Annotated in this window: 15 protein-coding genes; 9 read left to right on the forward strand and 6 right to left on the reverse strand. The window is 65.9% G+C overall.

The window, feature by feature from the left end:
• Positions 1-85: 85 nt before the first annotated feature.
• The 4 genes from E2F48_RS01925 (at position 86) to E2F48_RS01940 (ending at position 6,082) form a co-directional block, all read left to right on the forward strand.
• Entirely contained in the window at positions 86-832 is a 747-nt protein-coding gene (locus tag E2F48_RS01925; protein WP_133402311.1) for an MIP/aquaporin family protein, read from the forward strand.
• A gap of 68 nt (positions 833-900) precedes the next feature.
• A complete protein-coding gene (gene glpK, locus E2F48_RS01930; RefSeq protein ID WP_133402312.1) occupies positions 901-2,415 on the forward strand; it encodes a glycerol kinase GlpK in 1,515 nt (504 codons plus the stop codon).
• 284 nt (positions 2,416-2,699) lie between these two features.
• Positions 2,700-5,198 (forward strand): leucine--tRNA ligase, encoded by a 2,499-nt coding sequence (leuS, locus tag E2F48_RS01935; RefSeq protein WP_133402313.1) that lies wholly within the window; start codon positions 2,700-2,702, stop codon positions 5,196-5,198.
• 2 nt (positions 5,199-5,200) lie between these two features.
• Complete coding sequence (locus tag E2F48_RS01940; protein ID WP_133402314.1) at positions 5,201-6,082, forward strand: DegV family protein; 882 nt, start codon at positions 5,201-5,203, stop codon at positions 6,080-6,082.
• A gap of 513 nt (positions 6,083-6,595) precedes the next feature.
• Here E2F48_RS01940 and E2F48_RS01945 read toward each other — a convergent pair.
• The 4 genes from E2F48_RS01945 to E2F48_RS01960 form a co-directional block, all read right to left on the reverse strand.
• Positions 6,596-8,704, reverse strand: a complete 2,109-nt coding sequence (locus tag E2F48_RS01945) for a M48 family metalloprotease (protein ID WP_133402315.1) — start codon at positions 8,702-8,704, stop codon at positions 6,596-6,598.
• A gap of 40 nt (positions 8,705-8,744) precedes the next feature.
• Entirely contained in the window at positions 8,745-9,233 is a 489-nt protein-coding gene (locus tag E2F48_RS01950; protein WP_133402316.1) for a hypothetical protein, read from the reverse strand.
• Positions 9,234-10,104: 871 nt separating this feature from the next.
• A complete protein-coding gene (locus E2F48_RS01955) occupies positions 10,105-10,794 on the reverse strand; it encodes a hypothetical protein (protein ID WP_133402317.1) in 690 nt (229 codons plus the stop codon).
• Positions 10,795-11,265 (reverse strand): hypothetical protein, encoded by a 471-nt coding sequence (locus tag E2F48_RS01960; RefSeq protein ID WP_133402318.1) that lies wholly within the window; start codon positions 11,263-11,265, stop codon positions 10,795-10,797.
• A gap of 771 nt (positions 11,266-12,036) precedes the next feature.
• Here E2F48_RS01960 and E2F48_RS17540 point away from each other — a divergent pair.
• The 4 genes from E2F48_RS17540 (at position 12,037) to holA (ending at position 16,632) form a co-directional block, all read left to right on the forward strand.
• On the forward strand, positions 12,037-13,050 hold the full coding sequence (locus E2F48_RS17540; RefSeq protein WP_246018475.1) for a ComEA family DNA-binding protein: 1,014 nt from the start codon (positions 12,037-12,039) through the stop codon (positions 13,048-13,050).
• Positions 13,051-13,056: 6 nt separating this feature from the next.
• On the forward strand, positions 13,057-14,691 hold the full coding sequence (locus E2F48_RS01970) for a ComEC/Rec2 family competence protein (protein ID WP_133402319.1): 1,635 nt from the start codon (positions 13,057-13,059) through the stop codon (positions 14,689-14,691).
• Complete coding sequence (locus E2F48_RS01975; RefSeq protein ID WP_165968664.1) at positions 14,688-15,521, forward strand: ComEC/Rec2 family competence protein; 834 nt, start codon at positions 14,688-14,690, stop codon at positions 15,519-15,521. The genes E2F48_RS01970 and E2F48_RS01975 overlap by 4 nt, the downstream gene beginning before the upstream one ends.
• Positions 15,522-15,621: 100 nt before the next feature.
• Positions 15,622-16,632, forward strand: coding sequence for a DNA polymerase III subunit delta (gene holA, locus E2F48_RS01980; protein ID WP_133402321.1), 1,011 nt, complete (start codon positions 15,622-15,624; stop codon positions 16,630-16,632).
• 211 nt (positions 16,633-16,843) lie between these two features.
• Here the strand turns inward: holA and rpsT are convergent, their stop codons facing one another.
• Positions 16,844-17,104, reverse strand: coding sequence for a 30S ribosomal protein S20 (gene rpsT, locus E2F48_RS01985; protein WP_120165482.1), 261 nt, complete (start codon positions 17,102-17,104; stop codon positions 16,844-16,846).
• Positions 17,105-17,289: 185 nt separating this feature from the next.
• Entirely contained in the window at positions 17,290-17,781 is a 492-nt protein-coding gene (locus tag E2F48_RS01990) for a type II toxin-antitoxin system PemK/MazF family toxin (RefSeq protein WP_133402322.1), read from the reverse strand.
• A gap of 142 nt (positions 17,782-17,923) precedes the next feature.
• Here E2F48_RS01990 and lepA point away from each other — a divergent pair, with 142 nt between their 5' ends.
• Complete coding sequence (gene lepA / locus E2F48_RS01995; protein ID WP_185149770.1) at positions 17,924-19,777, forward strand: translation elongation factor 4; 1,854 nt, start codon at positions 17,924-17,926, stop codon at positions 19,775-19,777.
• Positions 19,778-19,808: the final 31 nt, after the last annotated feature.

The raw sequence follows: 19,808 nt of genomic DNA on the forward strand, positions 1-19,808 counted from the left end.
CATCCAACGGCAGGTGTTGCCGGGGGAAGGGGGCCGCTCAGGCGGCGGCGCCTGCACACAAGTAAATACATACGAGGAGTCAAAGATGTCTCTTGAAGTATTTGTTGCCGAAACGTTCGGCACCATGATTTTGCTGTTGCTCGGTTGTGGTGTCGTAGCCAACGTCGCCCTGGCAAAGACAAAGGGCAATAACGGCGGGTTCCTCATGGTCAACTTCGGCTGGGGGCTCGCTGTCTTCGCAGGCGTCTTCGTCGCGGCCCTGTCCGGTGCCCACCTGAATTTCGCCGTCACCGTGGGCCTGTGGGTGAACGGGGACGTCGAGTCCTTCGCCTCGGGGGTCGACAAGAACTTCGGCAACGCGCTGGGGTACCTCGCCGCACAGATGATCGGCTCCATCCTCGGCGCCGTCGTGGCGTGGCTGGCCTACAAGCAGCACTTCGATGACGAGCCGGATCCCGCCAACAAGCTGGGTGTCTTCTCCACCGGTCCCGCCATCCGCTCCTACGGCTGGAACCTCGTCACCGAGATCATCGGTACCTTCGTCCTCGTCTTCGTGATCATCGCCTTCGGTTCGACGCCGAACGGGCTTGGCCCGCTGGCTGTGGCGCTCCTCGTCGTTGGCATCGGCGCCTCCCTTGGCGGACCCACCGGGTACGCCATCAACCCGAACCGCGACCTCGGCCCCCGCATCGCCCACGCCATTCTCCCCATCAAGGGCAAGGGCGGCTCCGACTGGGGCTACGCCTGGGTGCCGGTGGCCGGCCCCATCATCGGCGGCATCCTCGCCGGCCTGGTCGTCCAGCTGGTCGAGTTCCCCGCCCTCCCGGCGTAGGGTCACCGCCCGCCCGGTGCCGTCCGCACCGGGCACCATCCGACATCATCTCAACAAAGGAGTAGGAAATGTCGCAGTACGTTATCGCTATTGACCAAGGCACGACGTCGAGCCGGGCCATCGTGTTCGACCACAAGGGGGACATCGTCTCCTCGGGACAGAAGGAACACGAGCAGATCTTCCCGAAGGCGGGGTGGGTCGAGCACGATCCGGCCGAGATCTGGGACAACACCCGTGAGGTCATCGGCAGCGCCCTGTCCAAGGCGAACCTGACCCGCCACGACATCGCCGCGGTCGGCATCACCAACCAGCGCGAGACCGCCGTGGTGTGGGATAAGACCACCGGCAAGGCGGTCTACAACGCCATCGTGTGGCAGGACACCCGCACACAGAACATTGTCGATGAGCTTGCCTCAAACGGCGGTGTCGAGCGTTACAAGGAGAAGGTCGGCCTGCCCCTGGCCACCTACTTCTCCGGCACGAAGATCAAGTGGATCCTCGACAATGTCGATGGCGCCCGCGAGAAGGCCGAGGCAGGAGACCTCCTCTTCGGCAACACCGACTCATGGGTCACCTGGAACCTCACCGGCGGCACCGACGGCGGCGTGCACATCACCGACGTCACCAACGCCTCACGGACCCTGTTCATGGACCTGGAGACTCTCTCCTGGGACGAATCGATCCTCGCGGACTTCGGGGTTCCGCTGTCGATGATGCCCGCCATCAAGTCCTCCTCCGAGGTCTACGGCAAGGTCCACGGTTCCCAGCTGCTGCGCGAGGTTCCGGTGGCCGGCATCCTCGGCGACCAGCAGGCGGCGACCTTCGGCCAGGCAGCCTTCGCCAAGGGCGGTGCGAAGAACACCTACGGCACCGGCAACTTCATGATCGTCAACACCGGCGAGGAGATCGTCCACTCCAAGAACGGCCTGCTCACCACGGTCTGCTACCGCCTCGGGGACGCCAAGCCGGTCTACGCGCTCGAAGGATCGATTGCAGTCACCGGGTCCCTCATCCAGTGGCTCCGCGACAACCTCGGCCTCATCAAGAGTTCTCCCGAGGTGGAGCAGCTCGCGACGACGGTGGATGACAACGGCGGCGTGTACATCGTCCCGGCATTCTCCGGCCTCTTCGCCCCTTACTGGCGTGCGGACGCCCGCGGCGCGATTGTGGGGCTGACCCGCTTCGTGAACAAGGGACACATCGCCCGTGCGGCACTGGAGGCCACGGCCTTCCAGACCCGGGAGGTGCTGGACGCGGCCAACGCCGACTCCGGGGTGGACATGGAGGACCTCCGGGTCGATGGCGGCATGGTCGCCAATGACGCCCTGATGCAGTTCCAGGCAGACATCCTCGGCATCCCGGTCATCCGGCCCAAGGTCACCGAGACCACCGCGCTCGGTGCCGCCTACGCCGCGGGCCTCGCCGTCGGTTTCTGGAAGGACACCGACGAGCTCGCCACCAACTGGTCCGAGGACAAGCGCTGGAACCCCTCAATGGACGACGCCGAGCGCGACCGCCAGCTGCGCCTGTGGAAGAAGGCCGTCACGAAGACGTTCGACTGGGTCGACGAGGACGTTTCCTAGCCCGGGATCCCCGCGGCAGCGCAGGCGCCCGTCCACCAGCGGTACCGGTGGACGGGCGCTTCTGTGCTCCTGCAGCGAAACCGCCGGGAAGCCCACGGTTCTGCGCTAGAGTTGTTTCATGTCAACTCGGCGACTTCTTCCCTAGCCGCACGCGATTCACGTGCGGCGGCCCCTCCCTGGACGAGGGGCTTTTGTGTGTCCGGGCCGGAAACCGCGGCGGCCGGCATGCGGGAACAGACGACGATGCGGCAATCGCGAAGAATGACAGGACAGGGTCAAAGACAGTGAGCACACCTATCGAGGCTGGACAGCCCGACGAGAACACCTACGACTTCGCCGCTCTGGAGGCCCGCTGGCCGGCGGTGTGGGATGAGCTGGAATTGTTCAAGCCGCTCGACGATGGCTCACGCGAGCGCCGGTACGTACTCGACATGTTCCCCTACCCCTCCGGTGACCTGCACATGGGCCATGCCGAGGCCTTCGCCATGGGCGACGTCGCCGCCCGCTGGTCCCGCCTGCAGGGCTACGACGTGCTGCACCCGATCGGGTGGGACTCCTTCGGGCTCCCGGCCGAGAACGCGGCCATCAAGCGCGACGCGCACCCTGCCGAGTGGACCTACGCGAACATCGAGACGCAGGCCCATTCCTTCAAGCGCTACGCGATCAGCGCCGACTGGTCCCGGCGGATCCACACCTCCGATCCCGAGTACTACCGCTGGACCCAGTGGCTGTTTACCCGGTTCTTCAACAAGGGCCTTGCCTACCGGAAGAATTCGCCGGTCAACTGGTGCCCCAAGGACCAGACGGTGCTCTCCAACGAGCAGGTCATCAACGGGGCCTGCGACCGCTGCGGGACAATGGTCACCAAGAAGGACCTGAACCAGTGGTACTTCAAGATCACCGACTACGCCGACCGCCTGCTTCAGGACATGGACCAGCTGAAGGGCCACTGGCCCGAGCGCGTGCTGGCGATGCAGCGCAACTGGATCGGCCGTTCCGAGGGTGCCACCGTGCGCTTCTCCATCGAGGCCGCCGATGACCGGCCGGCTCACGACGTGCCGGTGTTCACCACCCGCCCGGACACCCTCTACGGGGCGACCTTCTTCGTCGTCGCCGCCGACACCCAGCTCGCCCTCGACCTGGTCACCGCCGAGCACCGAGGCGCTCTCGAGGAGTACCGGGAGCAGGTCAAGCAGCTCTCCGAAATCGAACGGCAGTCCACCGAACGCGAGAAGACCGGCGTATTCACCGGCCGGTACGCCGTGAACCCCCTCAACGGAGAGAAGCTGCCCGTCTGGGCCGCCGACTACGTGCTGGCCGACTACGGCACCGGCGCGATCATGGCGGTTCCCGCCCATGACCAGCGCGACCTCGACTTCGCCCGGGCGTTCAACCTGCCGGTGCGCACGGTCGTCGACACCGGCGCCGAGGACCCGGCGGCCACCGGAACCGCAACCGCCGGTGAGGGCGTCCTGGTCAACTCCGGAGAGCTGACCGGCCTGGACAAGCCCGCCGCCATCGCCCGCGCCATCGAACTGCTTGCGGCGCAGGGCACCGGCGAGCGGACGGTCAACTTCCGGTTGCGCGACTGGCTGCTCTCGCGCCAGCGGTACTGGGGAACCCCGATCCCCATCATCCACTGCGCCACCTGCGGCGAGGTCCCGGTGCCCGACGAGCAGCTGCCGGTCACCTTGCCCGAGGGCCTTCACGGCTCCCAGCTGAAACCGCGGGGCGTATCGCCGCTGGCCGCCGTCGAGGACTGGGTCAACGTGTCCTGCCCGTCGTGCGGCGGGCCCGCCAAGCGGGACACCGACACCATGGACACCTTCGTCGACTCCTCCTGGTACTTCCTGCGGTTCATCACCCCGGACCTGGAGACAGCGCCGTTCGACACCGACGCCGTCAACCGGTGGATGCCCGTCGGCCAGTACGTCGGCGGCGTCGAACACGCCATCCTGCACCTGCTCTACAGCCGGTTCTTCACCAAGGTGCTCTTCGACCTGGGCCTGGTGAACTTCACCGAGCCGTTCTCTTCCCTGCTGAACCAGGGGCAGGTCCTCAACGGCGGCAAAGCCATGAGTAAATCCCTGGGCAACGGGGTGGACCTCGGGGAGCAGCTCGACAAGTACGGGGTGGACGCCGTGCGCCTCACGATGATCTTCGCCTCCCCGCCGGAGGACGACGTCGACTGGGCCGATGTGTCGCCGTCGGGCTCGGCGAAGTTCCTGGCCCGCGCCTGGCGGCTGGGTGCCGATGTCGCCAGCGCCCCCGGCATCGACTTCGCCGCCGGGGACCGGGCGCTGCGCTCGGCCACCCACCGCACCCTGGCCGACGTGCCCGAGCTGATGGGCGCCAGCAAGTTCAACGTGGTCATCGCCCGGCTGATGGAGCTGGTCAACGCCACCCGCAAGGCCATCGACTCCGGCCCGGGCGGCAGCGACCCGGCCGTCCGTGAGGCGGCCGAGGCCGTGGCGGTGCTGCTGGGCATGTTCGCCCCGTACACCGCCGAGGATCTGTGGGAGCGGCTGGGCCACACCCCCGGGGTGGCCACCGCGTCCCTGCCGGCCGTGGAGCAGGACCTGCTTGCGCAGGAGTCCGTCATCGCCGTCGTGCAGGTGCAGGGCAAGGTCCGCGACCGGCTCACCGTTTCCCCGGACATCACCGAGGACGAGCTGCGGACCCTGGCCCTCGCCAGTGAGCAGGTCTCCCGGATCCTCGACGGCAGGGGCATCCGCACGGTCATCGTGCGGGCGCCCAAGCTGGTCAACATCGTGCCCAGCTGAGGATGGCCAGCGACGGACTCCCGGCCGCGGTCGTGACCGACTCGGCGGCCGGGTTCCCGCCGGGCTGGCTCGACGGCCAGGGGCGCGCCGGGGGAGTCACGGTGGTTCCCCTGCCGGTCCTGATCGCCGGTCAGATCTACAGCGACGGCGGCGACTCACTCGTCGAGCCCCTGACCATCGCGCTGGCGCAGGGCTCGGAGGTGCGCACGTCCCGGCCGTCGCCGGGCCAGTTCGAGCGCGCCTATCGGGCCCTCGAGGCCGAAGGCCATTCGGGCATCATCTCCATTCACCTCTCCGGGGCCCTGTCCGGCACGGTTGACGCAGCACGCCTGGCGGCCTCCTCGGTCGGCGTTCCCGTCGAGGTGATCGACAGCCGCACCGCCGGGATGCCGCTGGGCTACGCGGCCGTGGCCGCGCTGCAGTCCCTGCAGCAGGGGGCGAGCCTTGAGCGCAGCGCCGCCGCCGCGGCCATCGTCTGCCGCACCTCGGAGCTCTATTTCTACGTGCCGAGCCTTGACCAGCTGCGCCGCGGGGGACGGATCAGCGCCGCCGCGAGCTGGCTGGGCAATGTCCTCTCGGTGAAGGCGCTGCTGAGGATTCAGGACGGGCGCGTGGTCCCCGTGGAGAAGGTGCGCACGGCCGATCGGGCCCTTGACCGGCTCCTGGAAATCGTCCAGGGTGCCGCTGCGGCCCGGCCCGGTGGCAGCGAGATCACGGTGCACCATTTCGGGAACGACGACGAGGCTGCCGGGTTCGCCGCCCGGCTGGAATCCTGCCTGCCAGGGACGCCCGTTTCCCTGGCCCGCTGTCCGTCGGTCCTGGCGGCGCATGCGGGCCTCGGAGTGATGGCCGTGGCCGTGGTTCCCCGCCCCTTGTCTTCATAGCGCCAGCGCGGCCCCGTGTTCGGCCCAAGCACTCCCTTCCTCGGAGCTGGACTCGGCCGAGTCCCACTACCAGGTCGCGCTGATGGCACGAGAATTCAGTCTCAACAAAAGCTGATTGAGGAGCGACACCTCCTTGGAACCTCGATCACAGAATCTGGAGCGTCTGAGATTGGCAGGCCATCACTTTCACATCCTGGATTTTGGATTTTGGGTCGATCTTCCGGGTGAAACTCACAATGCGTCGGCTTTTGGTCATTGTTGGGGCCCGCTATCTCAGAAAATCTGCAGGCCTGCGCTATTCGAGTAGCCAAGCTTCTGAAAATCGTCCCGTGGCGGGGTTCGACTCGGAAGAGGCGACATGTGACAGCACTGGCCTAAGCTTTCCAAGGCGGGAATTAGATCTTCGGTGGCCTCTTGGATGCTCCGTGGTCTCTTCCGACAAAAAGGGTTGTGCTGCGGACCTGTCTGGGTGTTGTGCACACATTTAGGACCGGAGGCCATAGACCCGACGACCTAGATCGGTTTTCTGCCATGCACGCGTCGAGCGGCCACAGTGATGGCGTACCGGATCGTGACTACCACGCCGATGATTATTATTGAGACCGCAAGACCACGGGCCATGGCGGGTGACCACATCGACGGAAGAACGCTCAACGGGGCTGAGTCCATGCTCGCCAACCAGAAAACAGCCACTCCAAGGGCGCAAAGGCCCAAGCTCAAAGGGCCGGCGATGAACACCTTTGCAGGCCCGGTGACGGGGTCGACCAAACACAGAATTGTGCTCGGGGCCGCCCAGCAGCCCACTGTCGTCAATATCCACAGGAAATTAGCCTGGAATGCAGCTTCGGCTGTAGTGGTGGAACCGATGAACAGAAGCTGCGAGACCAGAAAGACGCTCCCCGCAAGTCCTGCCGCCAAGCCCAAAAGCAACGGAAATCTGAGCGTGTCGCCCTTCGCAGGAAGCGCGGGGCTCGAGGACGTGGCCGCGGGTGAAGGGTTCGGGAAATACATCCAGTCCCGAGGGACGCGTCGACGTGCCCTTGGTCCCAGGAGCGAAGCGAGGAAGGCCACGACAGTCAGCAACACTGCCAAACCAATTCCTGGCACTTCGTCGTAGCCATACTGGATCCACAGGTAGGCCCCCGGCCACCCCGCTTCCGTCAGCGCTAAGTCCAGACTGTCCCCGATCCAGGTTGCCACCAGAAAGATTGTGACGTTGAGCAGTACGGCGGGAAGCCAAAAGTGCCATGGACGAGTCACGAAAAGCGCTAGGGGTAGGCAGAGTGCTCCGAACGCGGCACATAGGAAAACGGTGCCGAGCCCTGCAATCATTGGGGCAAGCAACGTCATAGGGTGGAAGGAGGCGGCGACGTCCTGACCGATCCCCGCCAACGAGACAAGTTGTCCAAGTGTTAGGCCCACCGACACACCTACTGCCGTTTTGAAGGCTTTGCGCATCGTCCGCGAGCCGGCACCATCCGTTCCATGAGCCAAAGAATCAGCGAACTGAGATCTCCAGACATCCAGACCGACCGTCAAGCCCAACAGCGACCCCGTCACCGCCGCTGAAGTCCAAATTCCACCTAGTATCAGACCCGTTCCGGACAGGAATGGTGTCGCACTGAAAACCACAAGTGGACCCAGAACTCCAGCATGGAATCCCGCGGAAAGCGTTTGGAGTAGGCTGCTATCCGCTGCCAAGTGTGGCGACTCAAGGATAGCGAGCCGTTCGGACCGCATCGGGTGACGCATGCGCAAGCCTTGAAGCCAGTTGCGAGAAGTGCCGGCGCTCAGCAGGCCAAGACTGGACCTGACGGCGTCGAGTGATGTTGGCTCCGCCGCAGCTCGAAGATCCGCGTCGTGCTCGCGTGACCTGAGCAGGGCGGCCGCTACGATCTCCACAACGACCGCAAGCAAGGCCGCTCGCCAAAGATAGTGGGGGAGGAGGGAAGGGCCTTCCCACAGGGCCCCCAGTACTGGGAACAGAAGGACCAGCAGCGCGACATACCAAGCGCTACGCGCCATCCAGGCCAGTTCGACGTCCCGGTGCCGGATGTGCGCAAACTCGTGGAGCACTACCCCATCCGCTGGCCCTGGCCTTACCAACATGCCCACGACCTTCGGTGGAAGCGCCATGGCGGGGGAGCCGGGCCTTCCGAATGAAAAGGCATCACCCATCCTGGCGGGTCCGATGTACAGCCTCGGCATCCGGGGCAAACCTGCGAGCGAAGCCAACTGGGTGGACCGCTCCACCACCGCCCGATGCTTCGGCATCGGCAACTCAAGCGAACGACGGCGTTTGATCAAAGAGGGGAGAGCATACAGGACCGAGATGGCGAGCCCTGCCACCAGGACGGCGCCGGCAAATGACCACGAGCCGCGCCTGAATTCCACAGGTGCCATGCATATTTGGAACTGAACAACATCCACGGCTGAACAGCTGTTAAGAGCCTGAACCCACTGTCTCCCCAAGAATAGATTGTGCATCCATGAACCCACGAATAGTCCAACGGCGAGGAGGGCGGCAATGAGGAGGAAGTACAACCCCGTGGTCGGTGCCGGAAATGCAAGGAGATTGACACGGCGAGCCGTGACCATTGATGCTGAAGGCTTCTTTTCCACACTTTCACCCCTTCAATAGGGTTTCCAGGCTAAAGAAGAGCTATTTGCCAAGCACCCCAATGATGGCGCTGCCCAACAAGACAGCTTTGTCCTCGTCGAGCCCCAATCGGGTGGCCTGCTCCCTAGCAGCCGCAAAAATTTGAGCCCGTTGTTCCTTCGTAAGCTCCACACCATCAGGTGGAGAAGCCTGGTCGGTACCTACCCGCAACATTCTTTTCAGGGCCCCCGAGATCGCGGGGCTGGCCACATCTTTGGCCACGTCGCGCAGCAGGTCGCCGATCAGGTCAACGACAAATTCGGCCATTGCCAAGGCGAAGGGGGTCAAGAGAGCCAGTTCAAGGCCGAACCCTACTGCTTCATCCTTCTTATTAAGCATTAGGGTCGTTTGTGGATCCTCGTAGTATTCCTCGGCGACCTCGTCGAAAGTCAGCAACTCATCGGGGGCCGCACGATCAATGACGAGCCGAGCCAACTGCGTACTCAACTCGCGTAGTTCTTGGGTTTGCTGGTCCGTTCGTGGCTCTCCCATGGGTACTCCCTTGATGAGATTCAGCCAGCCTGTAGGCATCTATAACAAGAGCTATCCTCCCGCTAATAGGGAGTGACTACAAGTAATTTGGGAGGCCCTCTGCACGCGCCGAGGAGCTGGGGCGGGCCAGGTATGCATGACTCGCAGCCTATCCTTTTGAACCGGTCATCGTTCTGTCTTGTCAGACAATCTCCAGCGAGCTGTGGGCGGTCTGGGTAGCCTCGTCCATTACCCTGTTCCCCGAGACCCGCCGGTGGGCAGGGATGGGACCAGGACCCAGTTCTATTGGCATCCGTCCCTGGTGCGGGCTGTTCCCCTCTGCTCGCCTTTAAGAGCCACCGGCACCGACCGAGGTGGCGTTCGTTCATGGATTTACTCCCGCCACCAGGCGTTCAGATGGGAAACTTACCTAACGAGGTCTCGGACTGGTTCCAGGCAAAGGACGGCCGTCAGGTGGTGGGCGCGAGTTGATGAACACAAGCGCCTAACGGTATCCGCGTCAGGGTATAAGCCAACCCGACTACGGATCGTGTATCCAGCTGCTCTTGTAGCGCCTACCTGGAGCCGAGCACCGTGCGAACGCAGGAGAGTAGCTAACAAGGGCCGCTTTGAGATTCGAGGCCAGGGAAATATGTAACTGGAAGAACCCCCTAAGTGAGGCGCTTACAGGGGTAAGGGGTCGTTCAAGGGGGAGCACTGATGGCAGCACATATGGAGTACATCCAGACGGACAACGGCAGGAACCTCACAGACCAGGTAAACCGGCTAATCCGCAGATTTGAGACTGGCCAAGTCAGCGTCCAAGTCGTCACTACTGTGGTGTCCGACCCGCGCACCCAGGGCGGAACCAAGCTCATCTACGAGGCTTACATTATTCATCCGGCCTAGGGTAGTGAGCAATCTCTTCTAGATCCCCGTTGTGCCACCTCTTCCAGCGGGTACCGGCCGAGTCGGTAAAAGTCGCATACGCGCCATCGACCTTATCCGCTAGGTGGCGAAAGCTGTCAAAGGTGTGGGGCAGAATTGACTGGAAGTACTTCTGGCCGACCTCCCGGCGGGTCCTGTCGAGTACAACTGCGGCTATGCCGAAAACAGCGAGTTCTCCGTCATTGCGGACCTCGATTTGTACGCGGTCCGGAGGGTTTGTTCCTGGAGCCACATAAGCTGGCTTGAAAGGAACTATCCGGACCGTCACAGCTTCCGCTTGCGCACGGCGCTTGGATTCCAATTCGGCGTGCCTGTCACGTACTTGCCGCTGGTACGTCAAGGCTGCAATCAGAAGCGCGCCGCCTGTCAGCGCCGCGCCGAGCGCTGTAGCCACAGCTCCCCAGAACGTCGAGATGGCACTTAGCCACTCCGCTGCATTTGCCTGTCCTGCCGTTGGACCTTGCAGCAGAGCTGATATGGAAGCTACGCCGGCGATAATGCCCAGCATGACGGCAACGCTGCCCAAGACAAGGGCCATGTTCTTCCACTTTAGAAAACGGCTCCAATGCCCTTTGAGAGTCTTCTGCAACGCCCTTAGCATGGACTCGGCGGGTGGCGTATCGGCTTCAGTCATCTACCGGCTCGTGGACTTGAGGAAGACATTCCAGCTCTTGTCATTTCCCTTGATTGAAGAGCAAGCGAACTGCATGGGGATGGTGTCGCCCTTGTCCGGGTTCGTGTATACGCCCGTGGTGTCGAAGCTGCCATCAGATTCCTTATACGTCGAGACTGTCTTAGCTGCTTTGACAACGGCCGTCGGGAGCTTCTGCTTTAGCCGCTGTTCGCAGACGTCGTTCGCATCCTCGGCGTCCGTTTCCAACTGGTTGGCTACGGCTTGTTCGGCAGCCGCGGCAATCTCCGCCTTCTTCGAGGCCTCGGCGACGGCTGACGCTTCCGCAGCGGCCTCCTCGCTTGCCCGGATGGCCTGGGAGGACACGGCGATGGCGATGATGGCCAGGAGGACGACTATCACGGAGCCAGTGATGATGAGCAGCTTGTTGCGGTTGGCAGGCGGTTTCACTTCAGGCGTGGCTTCAGTAGACATAGGTGCTTCTTTCGAGTGCTAGACGGGCTGAGTATGGGGGCCCAGTCAGCTTTCCCCCAGCAGCGCACCTTGCCCGTAGGTTATACGACCGCCACCAGAAGACGAAGTAGGGCACAAAAGACCACCCGGTGGAGATGGGCGATCAAACCAACGGGTGCCAATGATTTGTATTCACTTTAGCATGATAGGCCGTGATGGAATATGACTGTGCAAATTGCCAGTGCATAAATAGGCTATTTAGAGTCAAAATATGAAACTATGACCACTCCTCGCCCGTGGCTCATAATACGTTCATAAGCAAGGCGATCAACAAGAACCGAACGAAGACGTTATACCAATTCACCCTCCTGGCGTCCTGCCCGCGGGCAGTTGCAGTCCGGGTGGGTGGTCACCGTTGCCCGGGTGGGCAGCACCGCGCCCCTCGCGCAGATGCCTCGGGTGCTGGGGACGTCTGGCGCCCGTGCTCGCGGCCGCGTTGTCCTCACTTGTCGTGGTGGGCGGTGGCTGCAGTGACGCGCCCTCGGGCCTTGGCGTAATGGCCGTGGCCGTCGTCCCCTGTCCGTTGTCCACATAACGCCAGCGCGGCGCTCGTCCGCCCGGGACCCCTGCCTATCGTGGCCTATGCCGAGACACCGCTGGGCCACCGCCGCTCCCTTCCTTCCCCTTCCGCCGCCCCCCGGTGGGGGTGGTAATGCAGTCGGTACCTTTCTGTCGAGCCGAGCGCGGCGCGCGGTCGCTTTCGGTGGAGATGGCACCCCAGAGTCGGGGCCGGTGGCCGGCACCGTGGGGGAGGCGTCGGGCAGCGCGGCGGCCTCGGCCGCCCATAATCCCGCCGCTGTGGTCGATGTCGTCACCACCGTGCCCGATGCTGCTGTCGGTGCTTCTGCCGGCCTGGGCGGCCCGCGCGGCCGCGGCAGCCCGGGCGACCTGGCCGAGGCCGACTTCGAGGCATCCCCGCCAACCCGCCGGTGGGCCGCGGCCCGTGGGGCGTCCTTGGTGTTTTTGGCCCTGGCGCTGACCTTGGGTGCCGGACTGTTTTTCGTCCGCAGCGAGTCTACGCCTCCGGTCGCCACCATCCCGCTCTCGGCCGAGGAGCAACGGTCAGGATCCGGGGTGGAGAGAGAGCGGGGTAGGCAGGCAGCTCCCGGCTCCGCAACGGAATCGACCGCGCCGGGCTCGGAGCCGGCCGACGGGTCTGCGTCAGGGACCGCCGGATCGGAAGGTGATTCTGCCGGCGGCAGCGGGATTGAGATGCCCTTGGAAGGGGGTGACGCGGCTGCCGACCCGGGCGGCGTCTTCGTGCATTTGACAGGCGCGGTGGCGTCGCCGGGGGTGCGGGAGGTTCCGCAGGGTTCGAGACTGTTCCAGGTGCTTGAGCTAGCCGGAGGCGCAACACCGGACGCGGACCTTGCCAGAGTAAATCTGGCCGCCGTCGTGGTGGACGGAGGCCAGGTCCACGTGCCGAGGAAGGGTGAAGCGGTTCCGCTGGGGCCACCGGCCGGCTCTGGCGGTCCGCTCACGGGCGGCCGGACGCCGGGTGGTGGATCGAGTGGAGCGGGCACCGGGGGCACCGGTACCGGGATGCCCGCAGGGACGGTGAACCTCAACACCGCCGACGCACCTGCCCTGGAGTCGCTGCCCCGCGTGGGCCCGGTCCTCGCGGAGCGGATCATCGCGTGGCGGACCGAGCACGGCCCGTTCGCGCGGGCCGAGGATCTCGACGCGGTCCCGGGCATCGGGCCCGCCCTGCTCGAGGCGATGCTGCCCTTCGTGGTGGTGGGGTGACGAAGCGTGCACTTCCGGTACCGCTGGCCTTCCCCGGCATCGACGCATCGACTCCGGACGGTTCCGCCTCTGAAACCCGACCTCCCGACCGACTTCCGCCTGGCCCCGGCCGCCGCCGCGGCATGGACGGCCGCAGCGCTGGCGACCGGGCTGCCCGCGGAGGAAGCCGCAGCCGGGGGAGCCCTGCTCGCCTGTGTCGGACTGATGCTCGGTCTGCTGTGCGTGGCGTACCGCGGGCGGGCCGCCGTGGCGCTGCTGGTCCCACTTCTCCTGCCGCTGGCCGCGGCGGGCCTGGCCATGCTGGCGGCCGCCGGAAGCCTTACGAGGTTCACTGGGGGTCCTGTCGACGAGGCTGCCCGTGCCAAGGCCTTCGCAACCGTCATCCTCCGCCCCTCCAGCGATGCCGTCCCCGTTCGGGGGGACTACGGGGAAGCGCGCTTCGTCCTGCGCGCCATCGTGACCGCGGGTTCCTCCTCCGGGCGCTCCTTCACGGCCGCATCCCCGGTCGTGGTGTTCGGGGACGGGCAGTGGAAGCAGATCGGCAGGGGCGATACGGTGCGGTCGGTGGGGAGGCTGCGCTCTCCGGACCAGCCCGGCAGGGAGGTGGCGGTGTTCCTTCCGGCCGCTCCACCCGTGGTGCAACCTGCCCGGGGCGCGGAGGACTACACGCGGCACCTCCGCCACAAATTCAGCAGCCGGGCCCTCGCCCGTGGAATGGGGGACGGTGGGCTGCTGCCAGGAATGGCAATCGGTGACCGCACGGTGCTCGATGACCGGCTCGGGGAGGCAATGAAGGCCACCGGGCTAACCCACCTGACGGCGGTATCCGGCACGAACTGTTCCTACGTGCTGGCCTTTGCTTTCCTTGCTGCCCGCGCCGCCCGGCTGCCCCGGCCCGCCGCAGCCGGTGCTGCACTCGTCGCGCTGGGCGCCTTTGTCTTCCTCGTCCGTCCGGAACCGAGTGTGCTGCGCGCCGCGGTCATGGGAGCCATCGGGGTTCTCGCTGTCCTGACCGGCCGGGGCCGGATGTCCCTGCCGCTGCTGTTCCTGGCCGTGATCGTGCTCCTGGCGGCCGACCCGTGGTTGCACTCCTCCTATGCCTTCCTGCTGTCGGTGTCGGCCACAGCGGGGCTGATCCTCATCGGGCCGCTCCTTGCATCGCGTTTCGCGGCGGTCCTCCCGGTCTGGGTTGCCCGGCTGCTTGCGGTGCCGGTGGCGGTTCAGCTGGTCTGCACGCCGCTGCTCGTGATGCTGCAGCCGTCCCTGTCCGTCTATGCGGTGCCGGCCAATCTCGCCGCGGCGCCGGTGGTGCCGTTCGTGACGATCGCCGGAATGCTGGCGGTGGCCGCCCTGGCCGTATGGCCGCCGGCCGCGGAACCACTCCTGGCGGTCGGGCAGCTGGGCTCCGGGTGGGTGGCCACCGTGGCCAGGGTGGGAAGCGGCGCGCCCTTCGCGCAGGTGCCCTGGGTTCCGGGGGTGCCCGGCGCCCTCCTCGCTGCCGCGCTGTCTCTGCTGATCGTGCTCGGCGTCGCCGCCAGAGTGCACCCGAAGCGTGCATCCAGGCCGCCCCCGGTGGCCGTCCGGTACGGGCCGCCGCGCTGTGTCTGGTGGCCGGATGCTCCCTGGGGGCCGCCGGAGTGATCCTGCTCAGGCCACCTACGGGCGGTCCGGCGGGCTGGGTGGTGGCCGGATGTGACGTCGGGCAGGGCGACGCCTTCGTCATCAATACCGGGCCCGGGCGCGCTCTGGTCATCGATACGGGCCCCGATCCCGGCGCGATGGATGAATGCCTCTCTGACTTGGCGGTCACGGTGGTGGACCTGCTGGTGGTCACCCACCTCCACGAGGACCATTACGCGGGAGCAGCCGGTGTGTTCGAGGGACGGCAGGTGAAGGGGCTGGGCTATTCATCGGGTGAACCGACCCTGCCCCGTGAACTGGGTGCCCTCGCCCGTACCGCCGGGCTTGAACCGGCGCGCATCGCCGCCGGAGATGTCGGCCGGGCCGGGGGAGTGAAGTGGGAAGCGCTGTGGCCGCCGCCGACCGGGGGTACCTCCGCCGGCGCGCCGGGCGGGACGGGGTACGGCAACGAGAATGACGCCAGCGCCGTGCTCCTCGTGGAGATCCCGGGTCCCGAGCGCCCCGCAACCGCGTTGTTCACCGGCGACATTGAGCAGGAGGCCTCCCTGCGGCTGCTCTCCGGGCGCCCGGAGCTGGCCCGGGCCGGGGTGGACATCCTCAAGGTCCCGCACCACGGCGCCCGGAACGGCGGCACGGCGATCATCAAGGCGCTGCGCCCCGGCCTTGCCCTCATCTCGTCGGGGGAGGGCAACGACTACGGGCACCCGCACCCCCAGGTGGTGGCCGACCTGCGCCGGCAGTCCGTCTACGCGGCGCGCACCGACCGGCTCGGCACCTTCACCGTCGCCCTCGGAACGGCCGGCCTGGAGGTGAGGCCCATGGCCGACTGAGTAATCGACTGGCGGCCGGGGACGGCTTGGACAGCTTTGCCGGAGGTCGGCGGCATGGCACAGTGGGTCGGTACGCAGTTCGAGCAGGAATGAAGGTTTCGTGGCCACCAAGTCAAGCAGCAGCCGCCCCCCGGGGAAATCCCAAACGGTGTCCTGGCGGGAGGCGCGCCCTGCGCCCGTCGTCCTGCTCAGCGGGCCGGAGGACTACCTGGCCTCAAAAGCCTCCGAGCTGATCCGCACCCAGGTGCGCACCGCCCAGCCCGGTGCCGAACTCGTCACCCTCGATGCCGCCGCCTATGGTGCCGGCAGTCTGGGGCTGCAGTCCAGCCCGTCGCTGTTCGGGGACTGGAAGGTCATTGAGGTCGCCGGACTCGCCTCGATGAATGATGACTTCCTTCAGGATGCCCTCGCCTACCTGGCCGATCCGGCGCCGGACGTGGTGCTGGTGCTGCGGCACAGCGGCGGCAACCGCGGCAAGAAGCTCCTTGACGCCATTGCCGCGAGCGGCGGAGTCAGCGTCGACTGCCAGCCGCTGAAGAAGGACGCCGACAAGGCCGACTTCGTCTCGGCGGAGTTCCGGCTCGCCCGGCGCAGGATCGATGGCGATGCCGTCCGTGCCCTGGTCGCAGCCGTTGGGTCGCAGCTCTCCGAACTCGCCGCGGCATGCCAGCAGCTGATTGCCGACACCGTCGGGGATGTCACATCGGAAGCGGTGGAGAAGTACTACGGAGGACGGGTCGAGGCGACAGGCTTCAAGGTCGCCGACGCCGCCCTCGCCGGGCGGACGGCGCAGGCCCTGTCGATGCTGCGCCATGCCCTGGCGACGGGGGCCGACCCCGTCCCGCTGGTGGCGGCCCTCGCCATGAAGGTCCGTGCCGTCGCGAAGGTCCACGGGGCGTCAGGCTCCTCCGCACAGCTGGCGCGGTCGCTGGGCATGGCCCCGTGGCAGGTCGACCAGGCGCGCAGGGAAGCCCAGCGGTTCTCCTCGGAGTCCCTGGCACGGTGCGTGCGCGCCCTCGCCGACGCCGATGCCCAGGTCAAAGGCGGGTCGCGGGATCCGGTGTACGCGGTGGAACGCGCCGTCACCATCATCGCCCTCGGGGACCGCTGAGCGCCGGAGACAGCCCGGCGCAGTCCGTCCGGTAGGACCCCGAAATCCCCCGGCGGCCGCTGTGCCGCGCCGTTATTCGCCGGGGCGGTGACTGAGCAGGACCCGTGGTGGGCCGGACTCCTAGCGGGTCCGACTCTCAGTGGTCAGGGCCGTTAACGACCTGTGGCCGGTCCCGAGGGACCGGCCACAGGTGTAAAAACCTGGGGAACGCTTAGAGCGCGTTGACCTTCTTGGAGATGGCCGACTTGCGGTTCGCTGCGTTGTTCTTGTGCAGCACACCCTTGCTGACAGCCTTGTCGAGCTTGCGGCTGGCAGTCTGCAGTGCGGCCGCGGCGGCGTCCTTGTCAGAGGAATCCAGGGCGGTGGTTACCGCACGGATCGCCGTCTTGAGCTCGGACTTCACCGAGTTGTTGCGCTGCCTCGCCTTTTCGCTGGTGAGGATGCGCTTCTTCTGGGACTTGATATTTGCCACGTATGAGAACTTTCTTTGTATTGCGGACTGGTCGTGAGGGAATTTCGGTCCAACCATGAACTGAGCGGCGTGGGGATACCGTGTGGCGATTGGTCCAAAGTGCCCGTCGACCTGCGCGGACACACAGCTAGCTATCTTAGCAGAGTTCGACCGGTCCTGCGGTGGGCGCGGCCCGGCGGGCCGCGTCAGGTGCGCGGGATGCTCCCGACGACGGCGTCGAAAGCGGCCCTCGGCAGTACGGCGCCGTTGCGCCGGATGGCCGCCGGCTCAATGCGGAGGATCCGGTCCACCCGCACCTCGCTCGGGCGGCGCTTCGGATCCCAGGGTCCGGTGCCGATGTCCACGTACCGTGCGTCGGCGGAGCGCGCGTTGTTGCGGTCCCGCGAGGTCAGGGCCAGGCCCAGAAGGTGCCGTCTGTCCCGCCCGATCAGGAGGACGGGACGGTCCTTGCCCTGGCTCGGGTCCTCCTCGTAGGGCACCCAGGTCCAGACAATCTCGCCCGGGTCGGGTCGGCCATCAGGCCGCGGCGAGTACGTGAAGCGACCCCGGGCAGGAATCCGCCGCGTGGACACGGGGCCGCGCGCGCCCGCCGGCGTCGTCGTGGGGGAGGACGCACGCCGCAGCAGGCGCGCTGCCGCCCGGGACCATCGGAGCAGTGCGAAAGCATCGATTCCCATGGATCCACAGTAGCGGGGCCCGCCGGTTGCCCCGGGTGCCGCGTTCGGCCGGTAAGGACAGGGCGTGGGACACTAGTAGGGCAACGGATACCCGACGACGATCGGTCCCTTGTCAACCGTCCCGCAAGAGTGAGGAACCCACGTGTCACCCATGGCCCGCACCGCTCCGGTGCCCGCCGCCACTGATCCGGCGATCATTCGGAACTTCTGCATCATCGCTCATATCGATCATGGGAAGTCCACGCTGGCGGACAGGATGCTCCAGCTCACCGGCGCGGTGGAGCAGCGTGACATGAAGGCCCAGTACCTGGACCGGATGGACATCGAGCGTGAGCGTGGCATCACGATCAAGTCCCAGGCCGTTCGGCTCCCGTGGGAGGTCGACGGCACCGCCTACGCCCTGAACATGATCGACACGCCCGGGCACGTCGACTTCACCTATGAGGTCTCCCGCTCACTGGCGGCCTGCGAGGGCGCGATCCTACTCGTCGACGCGGCGCAGGGCATCGAGGCGCAGACGCTCGCGAACCTGTACCTCGCGATCGAAAACAACCTTACGATCATTCCCGTACTGAACAAGATCGATCTGCCGGCTGCGCAGCCGGAGAAGTACGCGGCGGAACTGGCGAGCCTCATCGGCGGGGAGCCCGAGGACGTGCTGATGGTGTCCGGGAAGACCGGCGTCGGCGTCGAGGCCCTGATGGACAAGATCGTGCGCGACCTCCCGGCGCCGACCGGGGACCCCAACGCACCGGCCCGTGCCATGATCTTCGATTCGGTGTACGACACCTACCGCGGCGTCGTGACCTACGTGCGGGTGGTTGACGGGAAGCTCAGCCCCCGCGAACGCATCCAGATGATGTCGACCAGAGCGAGCCACGAGCTCCTCGAGATCGGGGTCAGCTCCCCGGAGCCCAAGCCGTCCAAGGGACTCGGCGTGGGCGAGGTCGGCTACCTGATCACCGGTGTGAAGGATGTCCGCCAGTCCAAGGTGGGCGACACCGTCACCAACCTCGCGAAGCCTGCGGCGGAGTCGCTGGGCGGCTACCAGGACCCGAAGCCGATGGTCTTCTCCGGTCTCTACCCGCTCGACGGCACTGACTATCCGGTGCTTCGTGACGCCCTCGCGAAGTTCACCCTCAACGACGCCGCCCTAGTCTACGAGCCCGAGACGTCCGCGGCGCTGGGCTTCGGATTCCGCGTCGGCTTCCTCGGCCTGCTGCACCTTGAGATCACGCGCGAGCGCCTCGAGCGTGAGTACAACCTCGATCTGATCTCCACGGCGCCCAACGTCGAGTACGAGGTCACCCTCGAGGACAAGCGCGTCCTGAAGGTCACCAACCCCAGCGAGTACCCGGCGGGCAAGATCTCCGAGGTGCGCGAGCCCATGGTGTCGGCGACCATCCTGGCGCCGTCGGAATTCATCGGCGCCATCATGGAGCTGTGCCAGCAGCGGCGCGGCGTGCTCGGTGGAATGGACTACCTGTCGGAGGACCGCGTCGAGATCCGGTACCGGCTGCCCCTGGCCGAGATCGTCTTCGACTTCTTCGACCTGCTGAAGTCCAAGACGCGCGGCTATGGGTCGCTCGACTGGAAGGCCGACGGCGACCAGGTGTCGGACCTCGTGAAGGTCGACATCCTCCTGCAGGGCGAGCAGGTCGATGCCTTCAGCGCCATCACCCACCGCGACAAGGCGTACGCCTATGGCGTCATGATGACGGGCAAGCTGCGCGAGCTCATTCCGCGCCAGCAGTTCGAGGTGCCCATCCAGGCAGCCATCGGATCGCGCATCATCGCCCGGGAAAGCATCCGGGCCATCCGCAAGGACGTCCTGGCCAAGTGCTACGGCGGCGACATCACCCGAAAGCGCAAGCTTCTCGAAAAGCAGAAGGAGGGCAAGAAGCGCATGAAGATGGTCGGACGGGTCGAAGTACCCCAGGAGGCCTTCATCGCGGCCCTGTCCTCCGATGAGTCGAAGGACAAAGCCAAGAAGTGATGTTTGGAAACACCCCTTCCACCCGGGGGGG

Origin of the sequence: Arthrobacter crusticola, assembly GCF_004357995.1 — a bacterium.
Classification (GTDB): Bacteria; Actinomycetota; Actinomycetes; order Actinomycetales; family Micrococcaceae; genus Arthrobacter_D; species Arthrobacter_D crusticola.